The organism is Spirosoma sp., from assembly GCF_048594605.1.
Lineage (GTDB): Bacteria > Bacteroidota > Bacteroidia > Cytophagales > Spirosomataceae > Spirosoma.
In genome coordinates this window covers 1-10,646 of the sequence record NZ_JBMDWV010000270.1, presented here as the reverse complement: position 1 = coordinate 10,646, position 10,646 = coordinate 1, and the positions used below count along the sequence as shown (strand labels likewise).

General features: G+C 43.5%; 8 protein-coding genes. 5 read left to right on the top strand and 3 right to left on the bottom strand.

What is annotated here, in order from left to right:
• Window positions 1–130: 130 nt before the first annotated feature.
• Both rpmF and ACOJS8_RS16500 read right to left on the bottom strand, forming a co-directional pair.
• Entirely contained in the window at window positions 131–325 is a 195-nt protein-coding gene (gene rpmF / locus ACOJS8_RS16505; protein ID WP_157587039.1) for a 50S ribosomal protein L32, read from the bottom strand.
• An 84-nt stretch (window positions 326–409) separates the two neighbouring features.
• Window positions 410–949 carry a YceD family protein gene (locus ACOJS8_RS16500; protein ID WP_420149642.1) on the bottom strand — a complete coding sequence of 180 codons (540 nt, stop codon included), beginning with the start codon at window positions 947–949 and terminating at the stop codon, window positions 410–412.
• Between the two features lie 132 nt (window positions 950–1,081).
• On the opposite strand from ACOJS8_RS16500, the gene ACOJS8_RS16495 reads away from it, so the two are divergent.
• The 4 genes from ACOJS8_RS16495 (at window position 1,082) to ACOJS8_RS16480 (ending at window position 4,579) form a co-directional block, all read left to right on the top strand.
• Window positions 1,082–1,975, top strand: coding sequence for an EamA family transporter (locus ACOJS8_RS16495; RefSeq protein ID WP_420149641.1), 894 nt, complete (start codon window positions 1,082–1,084; stop codon window positions 1,973–1,975).
• Between the two features lie 50 nt (window positions 1,976–2,025).
• Window positions 2,026–2,235: a hypothetical protein gene (locus ACOJS8_RS16490; RefSeq protein ID WP_420149640.1), complete on the top strand. Its 210-nt coding sequence runs from the start codon at window positions 2,026–2,028 to the stop codon at window positions 2,233–2,235.
• Window positions 2,236–2,440: 205 nt separating this feature from the next.
• Window positions 2,441–3,967 (top strand): S41 family peptidase, encoded by a 1,527-nt coding sequence (locus tag ACOJS8_RS16485; RefSeq protein WP_420149639.1) that lies wholly within the window; start codon window positions 2,441–2,443, stop codon window positions 3,965–3,967.
• Window positions 3,968–4,036: 69 nt separating this feature from the next.
• Window positions 4,037–4,579, top strand: coding sequence for a PolC-type DNA polymerase III (locus tag ACOJS8_RS16480; RefSeq protein WP_420149638.1), 543 nt, complete (start codon window positions 4,037–4,039; stop codon window positions 4,577–4,579).
• Window positions 4,580–4,632: 53 nt separating this feature from the next.
• On the opposite strand, the gene ACOJS8_RS16475 is transcribed toward ACOJS8_RS16480, so the two are convergent.
• A complete protein-coding gene (locus ACOJS8_RS16475; RefSeq protein WP_420149637.1) occupies window positions 4,633–7,842 on the bottom strand; it encodes a ligand-binding sensor domain-containing protein in 3,210 nt (1,069 codons plus the stop codon).
• Between the two features lie 229 nt (window positions 7,843–8,071).
• On the opposite strand from ACOJS8_RS16475, the gene ACOJS8_RS16470 reads away from it, so the two are divergent.
• Entirely contained in the window at window positions 8,072–10,171 is a 2,100-nt protein-coding gene (locus tag ACOJS8_RS16470; RefSeq protein ID WP_420149643.1) for a prolyl oligopeptidase family serine peptidase, read from the top strand.
• Window positions 10,172–10,646 lie beyond the last annotated feature (475 nt).

The following is a 10,646-nucleotide window of genomic DNA, read 5'->3' as shown; positions in this document are numbered from 1 at the left end:
AATACCTCCCAGTAAGCTGGTTTAGAAACTAAATATGCGTAAAAATAGGGAGGTAGCCGCCAATAAAAAAGTATTTCACATTCATCTTCAGAAAGACGCTAGTGAAATACTTCTTATAAACTGATCTTATTTAAGCCGTTTTGGCGTAATTCTCGATGATCATTTGCCCTTTATAGAACAAATTACCTTCAAAGACGTGCGCATGATGCCGCTGATGAACTTCGCCTGTCTGTGCGTCGGTTGAGAGTGCTACAGGTGTCGCTTTATAATGAGTTCTACGCTTATCACGCCGGGTGCTGGAGTGGCGTCGCTTGGGATGTGCCATTTGATTACAGTTCTAAAGTTATCTAGTTCTAAATTAGTAGAGCTAATAGCGTCTGAAACCCTTCAGCTATACGACTCTATCAGATTAATTGTTATTTAATTTTCGTAAAGCGGCCCAGCGCGGATCAACATCCGGTTGCTCTTCGTCGTTCGTATCGGCGTCAGATCGATAGATCACTTTACCATTTTGCAGATCATCATCCGAATCTTCTTCATCCCGAAAACGGGGATGCAAACGCTTCATCGGAAGCGATAGGCTGATGAACTCGAAAATGTAACGGGCCACATTAATCGTTGCTGTGTTACGTTCAATGAGTTCAATATCGTCGCTTAATTCTTCATTATGATCGCCGAATTTCAGCAACATTGTCTGCCGTGTGTCAACCGGTTCATCATATTCGTCCAGGCTGCGGTCGCAAGTTTGCTCTACAGTACCTGTTATATGAAAATCCAGCCGAAGCATGGTCTCCGATCTGTCCAGCACTAAATGCGTCTGAACAGATCCTTTTTCAATTAAATCCTGCTCTAATGCAGCAAAAAACGCATCGTCCGACGTAAAGTCGTACTCATAACGTTTATTTTCCAGACCGACAATATGGATGTCGTATGTGCGTAGTACGTTCACCTCAGTGCCTCCTCTACAAAATAAGACCGCAAAGGTACGAAATGTTTGTGAATCAGGAAAGTGCTAGCTAAAATTTGCTTATACTTAAGCAAGTTAGTTTTTTCCTCAGCGCTTTTGCAGGTTAGTTCCTTTATGCTCCTGACCATTATTACGTTCACCAGCTTTGCCGTCCTGATACGTATTGTAGCCAATCCGCTTACTAACGTATTTCAAAAGCAACTCACTGAGCGATCCGCTGATCCCCTTTTCATCATTTCAATAACGTACGGTTTTCTTACACTGGCCTGCCTGGCAATGTGGCCGCAACTTCAGGTGTCAGGCTTACCGGTCGTGTTTTGGCAATGTATGCTCATAACCGGTCTTTTGTCCATGCTAGGCAACGTCTTTTTAGTGAAAGCGCTACGTATAGGAAACTTGTCCGTACTGGGTCCAATTAATGCGTACAAGTCTGTTGCAGGCCTTATCATTGGCATCTTCCTGCTCAATGAAATTCCTGGCTGGTGGGGCCTGATTGGCGTTTTATTAATTATTGGAGGCAGTTACGTCGTCTTGTCCGATAAACAGCAACGTAATAATTTCTCGTGGGCCGTCTTCCGGCGCCCTGAAGTTAAATTACGGTTATTAGCCCTGGTATTTTCAGCGGTTGATGGGGCATTTTTGAAAAAAGCCATTCTGCTCTCAACACCCGGTCTTGCTTTCTTTTACTGGTGCCTGTTTGGATTTGTTTTCACCTTTATCTGGATTATGTTCGTTATGCGTAAGCAGTGGCGCACACAAATGAATCTATTGGTAACGCACAAATTTACCTTTGTTGCCCTTTTCGCAGCAGTTGGCATCAATCAAATGGCAAGCAATATTGCCTTAGCGCACATTCCGGTTGGGTACGCATTAGCTTTGTTTCAAACGTCTGCTCTGATCAGTGTTCTATTTGGCTATCAATTTTTTAATGAACAGGGCATTGTTCGTAAACTCATTGGCGCCGGTATAATGGTAACCGGCGCTATATTGATTACAATTTTAGGCTAAACATCCGTTGCCGAACTGGGTTAAGATTACGTAAACACTTTCTGATCATTATGGCTCAATACCAACTTGTTGAAAAACACGCCATTCAGCAGCATAACGAATATTACGAACTGCGTACGACACAGGACACAGATCATCCTAAAAGTCTGTATTTCATAACGAATGAAGAAAATCTGGAAGACGTTGCCGCTACGATTGTTGCTGAGCATCTTTCCAAAGTGCAGCACTGGACTATAATACCGCACCGTAAAGGCAGCTGAAACCAGGTAATTATTTAAGGCAATAGTATACCGTTTCGGATTATTTTTTACTTAATACGATTAGGATTATACTGAGAACACTACCGAAAACGAAATTTTCGTAAAGTTTTAAACAATTCGGGTTGCTTATTGTTACACCAAACTTTATCTTCACAATACGAATAATACTGACTTAAAAAGTCAGTTCCTACCGTAACGTGACTCGATGAAGATTGGTAAAGTACTAGCCGTAACGAGCTTTTTACTAGCACTCGTTTGTTCGATTTCGTCTGCCCAAACGCTAACTCCTGCCCAGGCCCGCGCTGACTTAATTTTCCTCAAGCGTAAACTCGATTTGCTGCATCCTGGTATGGGCTATTACACCCCCCAGCTACAGATGGAGCATCTTTACGATTCCCTCTATAATCGGTTGACAGCGCCGATGGATTACATGAGCTTTTTTCGCCATGTCAGTCCATTTATAAGCGCTTTGAAGGACGGGCATACAAACCTGAACCATCAGAAAAATTACTTTGGTAAACACACTCGCTACGTACCTTTTTTTATACGAACTGTAGATTCACGCTATTTTATCAGCCATAACGTATCGACTGATACGAGCTTGCACCGCGGTACTGAATTACTTACGATTAATAACCGTTCAATTGCCGACTTACACCACGAACTGATGAATGCCGACCACTCCGGCTCGGATGGTGATAACGTTTCCGGACGGCGACAATGGAGCCTTGTCCAGTTTGCGGATTATTATGCGGCCTGGTATGGTTCTGCCGATTCGATCAGCGTTACGTATCGGACGGCCGGCGACACTACTATTCGACAAACGCGTTTACGGTGCCCCTCATTAAATAGATTTCGGGCAACTATGCAGAATCGGTATCATAATGAGGTCAGCAGCCTTGCTCAGCAACCTAATCTGTCAGTACGAATTGTTGATACCTTAACCCGTACGGCCGTTTTGCGGGTCTCTTCCTTTATGGGGCTGAAAAAAAAGGACCCGTTTCAGTGGGCTTATAACCGACGCCTGAAAAAAGCATTCAAGCAGTTACGGCAAGAGAATGTACAAAACCTGATTGTAGATATGCAGGGGAATGGCGGAGGAATCGTGTTGAATTCGGCCCGGTTGCTACGGTATTGGATGCCAAAATCATTCCGTATGATGGAACGCGAAACCATGAAACGGGCTGCCCGCGCCGAGCTTATTACCCGCTGGAATCCGGTTTCGGCTATAAATTTTAGCTTGCAATACAGATCTGACAATACAGGTGGCTTTTCAAGTCGTTCGACGCAGCGTTATTATCGCCCTCGACATAAGAATGCATTTAAAGGAAATTTATATTTTCTGATGAATGGAGCTTCTTTTTCAGCAGCTACCTCCGTATTGGCTAAAACGCTGGATGCAGGTGTTGGCACCTTTATTGGCGAGGCCAGTGGAAGCGCCTACTGGGGCGATTTTGCGGGTCAGTTTAAAACCATTACGTTGCCTAATTCACGACTGCAGGTTCGAATTCCGCTTAAGAAAATGACGCATGCCGTTACGGCCGATCGGGCAAACGGGTTTACGGTTGAGCCAGATTTCACGGTAAACAGAAGTTACGATGATCTGATTACGAACCGCGATTATGTTCTCGCCTATACACTTCGATTGATTCAGGAAGGCGTTGTGGCACGACGTCCCATTTCAACTCAACCGTTACAGGCCTCTATTCCATCAACTGATTTTCACTATTAGTTTTGTGCAAAAACGGCGAACCTATTTCTATGGAATGACTGTTTATCGATGACTACTAATTGATTCCTTGTGTATTGCATTGTAGACGTTGAAACGACTGGGGGCGTAAAAGGCCCTTCCCGCCTTACTGAAATTGCCATCTTCCGTCATGACGGTCAACGGATTGTCGACTCTTTTCATTCGCTGCTGAACCCGGGCTGTCCAATTCCTCCGTTTATCCGGCACTTAACCGGCATTTCGGATGAGATGGTTCAGGATGCCCCCATCTTTGCCGATGTAGCGCAGGATGTTCTAAGCATTACGAAAGATGCCGTTTTTGTGGCACATAATGTCGGTTTTGACTTTGGTTTTATCCAAAAAGAGTTGAACTGGCTTGGTCACGATTATTTTCGCCGAACCCTCTGCACTGTACGAACAAGTCGTAAGCTAATTCCTGGTCACGCATCTTATAGCTTAGGTAAACTTTGCCGGGCGCTCAATATTCCGCTCAATGGCCGCCATCGGGCCCAGGGTGATGCGGCTGCTACGGTGCTGTTATTTGAAATGCTGCTCCGACACGATTCACAAGGCCTTATTCCACGCGCACATCCTCAATTTGAATACCCTAATTAGCTATTTCCCAAACGGCTTGGTTGTTTTTAGCTGTTGATAATTAAATGTCAACCTTACTTCCACAACGGAGTGCGGCTACTCAACTCAAAAAAACGACGCTTGCGTACGGCGCTAACTGGAACTTCAATAGTTGCCTGAACACCTTGTCCTGGCTGGCTCTGCCACGTAATGCGCCCTTTCAGAATTGCCACTCTCGATTCAATATTACTCATACCTAATCCTGTTGACTTTTTCTGCAGCTGTTCATAATTAAAGCCCAGACCATTGTCCTGATAAATTAATACGAGTCGTTCGGGTTGCCACACAATGTGCAGATCGATTCGACTGGCGTTCGCATGTTTCAATGAATTACTAACCAGTTCCTGCGTAATCCGGTAGAGCATTACCTCCATATCCGCCGGAAGCCGGGCGTCTTCGCTGGATTGATCCCTACCGGTAGCTGGCATTTCACTTAACAGAAACTGGGCGCTGATAACCCCACTCGCGCTGACGCGCGAAAACAGTTCTTCTACCGCTGCTACGTAACCATGCCGCTCTAAAGTTTGTGGATTGAGCCTTCGTAACATATTACGTACATCGCTGATTGTATCATTGATGAGCTGAAATACCGTATTTTTAAGTGATAAGATAGCTGGGGTTTCGCCCGCCTGCTGCGTAAGCTGAGTAGTATACAGTTTAATTGTGGCCAGCCGAGTACCAATTTCGTCGTGAATATCGCGGGCAATGTCTTTTTTGACCTGTTCCTGGATTTCATAAGCCAACCGTAAGCGGTCTGCCTGCTGTTCACGAATCCTGTTCTCGCGTTGACGTATCCACCACCAGATCGATCCCAGCAACAGCAGAATAACAAACAGAATAAAGGGTAGCCTTAACCAGAAAGGCGGTTCTATGTAAATGATTATCTGACGGGTATGTGTGCTCCAGTGACCGTCCTGGTTAGCTGCTTTTACCTGAAAAGTATAGCTGCCCGGCGACAGGTTTGTGTAACGGACATAGTTACGTTCACCCGCCGAAATCCAATGATCATCGTATGGAATAAGCTGATACTGATACGTATTGTGCCCATTACTGCTGTAATCGAGAGCCGAAAATTCCAGAGATAGCGTATTTTGTGTGTGATTCAGGTCGATCCGTTTAGCTTCCCCAATATATGTGCTACCCTTAAAAGGCTCCTCATTCACAGTAAGCGAATATATATACACGTAAGGATCAAACGGGCTGGTTTGAAATTCGTCAGGCTGAAATCGATTAAATCCGTTGACTCCTCCAAAGTAAAATTCACCGCTTGCGGTTCGCAGGAAAGCATTTCCGTTAAATTCATATCCCTGAAGCCCATCGTTTGGCGTAAAGTTTTTTATTGATTGAGTTACAGGGTCCAGGCGCGAAATTCCCCGATTCGTGGTCATCCAAACCCTGTTGTGAGCGTCGGGCAACGTACCATAAACAAATGAATTGGCGAGTCCCTGCTGCTCCGTATATATCTGAAACTGAGTTGTTTTAGGATTTAGGGTAACCAAACCACGATCTGAGGAGAGCCACAGGGTTTGTCGCGTAGGGTCAGGGCGAATGTTTAGAATCGTATAGCCTTGTAAACCTGATTTGACTAATTTCCATGAGTTCGTGTTTGCATAATCAGCAGATTTACTGATCCGTAATTGATAGCAGTAATAGCCGTTTAGGTACGTACCTACCCATAGCTGCCGTCTTTTTGAGTCAAACCACAGGCTGAATATATTCTGACCCGATAATGAATTCAGCTTAAACAGACTGCGCTGATTCGTATCAAGTACATACAAACCATCTTCTGTAGCCGCTATAAGCATCGTATCAGAAAGACTGGTCAGGTTTCGTACGTAATTATCTGACGCCCCTTCGGCAGCCGAAGGGAATAAAATTGACTCAAACGTTTTTCTTTCAGGATGGAAGGACATGACGCCTTTCGTCGTGCCAAGCCAGATACGTCCTTTCGGATCTCGATAAAGACTTTTAACGGTTGGCCGGTCAGCACCAGACGGCAATACGTTAGCGAAATATACTTCGTCGATACGATTTGTATAAGGGTTCAGGATATTGATTCCGTTTTCGGTAAGTACCCATATACGATCAGGGCGCTCTTCCAGAAAACCACGAACGGTATAGTTACTAAGCTTTTGATTGGAAGGGGACGGATTTATAGACTGACGCTTTAAAAATCCTCCGAACAAGAAAGCGTCTGGAACGATACGTGCCAGACCATCCGGATCTGTATTGGCCCAGACGATTCCTTGTTTGTCTACGTAAATCTTGCTGATTTTAAAATCACTCAGTCGCTGTATGTGGTTCGTGAACGTATTGATCTGCCTTATATAGCGCGACTTTTTGTCGAAGTAAAGCACACCGTCGCTTTCCGTACCGAGCCAAAGCCGACCTTGTTGGTCAGGAGCAACACTATGAATGGCACTAATGGATTTTTCTTCATTGGTGGTATAGGTCTGGTAAGTGTTATGTTGATAATCAAAGCGGATCAAACCGGCATCTGTACCTAGCCAGACCATATTGTCCTCATCGACGTAAGATGAGTAGACACTACGTACTGGACCAAACTGATTTTGTGGATGATCGCTGAAATAGAACGTAGTAGAGCGCGTATGCCGGTTATAACGCATTATACCTGTTGGTGCAAGCATCCAGACGTCCCCTGAGGAAGTGTATATAGGCGGGCTTCGCAGATCATATTTCTTTCGCAAATGCAGGGTTGCGGCCAACGTGGTTTTACGCTGCTTCCGGTACTCAAATTGTACCAGCCCTTCCGCGTCATTCAGAAACAGCAATTCAGTTCTGTTAACGTAAAAAGGCATCGTTCGACTAATTCCATTCTTATGGCTGCTCGCGAAGAAATAGTCGAATCGATCCCCTATCCGATCATATCGGTTCAGTCCTTCTTCTGTGCCAATCCATAAGTTGTTATCAGGATCTTCGACAATACCTAAAATGTTGGTACCTCGAATAGTGCCAGGCTGAAGAACGCCGTGTTCGTCTGCAACTGGCCGATACGTTCGGAAGTGGCGCCCGTCGTAACGGTTCAATCCGTCCTGAGTTCCAAACCACAGAAACCCCCGACTGTCTTTAAGCATGTAATAAACTGAGCCCTGAGTCAAACCGTCGCTTACGCCAATACGATCGACCCGAAAAGCTGTCGTAATAGAATCATGCTGCGCCTGCCCCCGGAGAAGTGATATGCTCCAGAGAAAAAATTGAAAACAGATATAGCCTACTAGTCGCATTATAGACATTGGCTGGCTCAGCAAGTAATTGTAAATGAGCTACGTATTTACTAAATATCCAAACCGTATTATCAATATACACTTGTTTCTTTCACTCTCTCCATCACAGATCAACAGCACAAGCGCCAGGCTTAATGGTTAATAGGTTTCCTGTACATTCGTATATTGGGTTTTCTCTTGTTTTAATCATCAAACTATGCGTTTTTTTAAATTCACTCAATTCTCGATTATGCTAAGTTCATCCATAGCACTAGGCCAGACAAATCAGACTCTTACTTACCCTCAAGCTCGCAAAACAGATCAAGTTGATACGTATCATGGCACTCAGGTTGCCGACCCATATCGATGGTTAGAAGATGATCGATCAGCCGAAACCGCTGCCTGGGTTAAGGCCGAGAACAAAATCACCTTCGATTATTTGGATCAAATTCCTTATCGGAAACAAATTCAGGCCCGACTGGAGCAAGTCTATAATTATCCGAAGTATTCTGCACCCAGCCGAAAAGGCGAATGGTTTTACTACTCGAAAAATGACGGTTTGCAAAACCAGGCAGTACTTTATCGGCAGAAGGGTCTTGATGGTAAGCCCGAAGTCGTACTTGATCCTAACAAGCTATCAGCCGATGGAACAACCCGTTTAGGAATTTTTGCGCTTTCTAAAAATGGCAAATACGCTGTTGTAGGCTTATCAAAGGGAGGGTCGGACTGGCAAGACTACCAAATTATGGATGTAGCTACCAAGCAGTACCTGCCGGAAAAAATCGAATGGGTTAAAGTGTCGGGAGCCGCCTGGCAAGGGGATGGTTTCTACTACAGTCGCTATCCAAAACCTGAGGGAAGCGCTTTAGCGGCTAAAAATGAAAATCACCAGGTATTCTTCCATAAACTGAATACTCCTCAATCGGCCGATCGATTGGTTTACGAAGACTCCAAACATCCTCAGCGATTCAATATTGTCAGCACTACAGATGACGAACGCTTTGTGTTGATGACGGTCAGCGACAGGGGTCAGGGCAAAGATGGTAACGCACTTTTCGTTATGGATGCCCAATCGTCCGACAAATCATTTGTACCAGTTGTAGCAGACATTGCAGACTTTAGCTACAATGTTGTCGACAATGACGGAGATCGCCTGCTCATTCTGACTAATGAAAAAGCTCCCAATAGCAAAGTGATTGCATATGACACGAGAAAACGTGTTTTCCAGTCTCTCATTGCTGAACGTTCCGAACCGATTGCGGATGGAAGCGTTAGCGCGGCTGGCGGCAAATTGTTTGTTGAATACACCAAAGACGTAACGTCGAAAATAGAAGTATTCGACTATAATGGTAAACGTGAAAGTGAAGTTCAATTGCCTTCTGTAGGCTCAGCCGGTGGATTTGGAGGGGAAAAAGACGATAAGTTTGTGTTCTATACGTTTACTTCATTTACGTTTCCACCAACTATCTATCGTTACGACATAGCCACTCGAAAAAGCACTGTTTTTCGGGCACCAGAAGTTGATTTTAAGCCTGATGCTTATGAAACGAAGCAAGTATTTTATACCAGCAAGGACGGCACAAAAATACCGATGTTTCTAACGTATCGTAAAGGCCTAAAACTTGATGGAACCAACCCGACGTTACTATATGGTTATGGTGGATTTAATATTAGCCTACCACCTGCTTTTAGTCCATTTCGAATTCCATTTCTGGAACAGGGCGGTATCTACGCACAGGCAAACCTGAGAGGAGGCAGCGAATACGGAGAGAAATGGCATGAGCAGGGCATGAAACTCAAAAAACAGAATGTTTTCGATGATTTTATTGCCGCAGCCGAATATCTGATTGCTCAGAAATATACAAGTTCAGAAAAATTAGCCATTCAGGGAGGCTCAAACGGTGGTCTATTGGTAGGAGCTGTGATGAATCAGCGCCCCGATCTATTTCGAGTAGCTGTCCCACAAGTGGGCGTAATGGACATGCTCAGGTTTCATAAGTTCACAATCGGATGGAACTGGATTGCTGACTATGGCAGCAGTGACAACCCTAATGAATTTAAAGCCCTTTATGCTTATTCTCCTGTTCACAATATAAAGCGGGATTTGAACTACCCTGCTACGTTGATTACAACTGCCGACCATGATGATCGCGTTGTACCTGCCCATTCATTTAAGTATGCAGCTACTCTGCAAGAGATGTATAAGGGAGCAAATCCGGTACTGATCCGAATTGATACGAACTCAGGTCATGGTGCCAGCAATACGCAAAAAACGCTCCAAACAGCAGCTGACATTTATGCATTTATATTCTGGAATATGGGTATCAAAAATCTTGCTACTACTAATTAAATATTTTGGAATAATACTAAAAACTCAAGTTAGTGAATAGTATTATTCCAAAATATTGTTATTATAAACTTAATAATAAGTCATTCATCATTTTCGCCATGTGTCGTTACTAAAAATTTATTGTCAGTAATTATTTAGATATTCATAAAGTAATAAACTAGAAACTCTTTTTATGCTACTCAAGCGCAAATAGTAAATGGTTATTAATTAGAATATCAAATTTTTAATCAACAATATGAGCAGGTAAGAGGCCATATTGCTGATAATAGTTTCTTATTTTTTGTATAAATACATTAGTAATAATCAGTCAACAAAAGCTGATTTATATAAATAATAAATAAATTTTTTATTCGGATTAACCTTCTGAAAATCAAATAGTTATTTATTAATCTTAAAGTTTATAATTTTTTATTTATTAAGCATGATAAAATTTATTTTGGATAAAGACTTAATAAATTATCTAATTAACTGACGA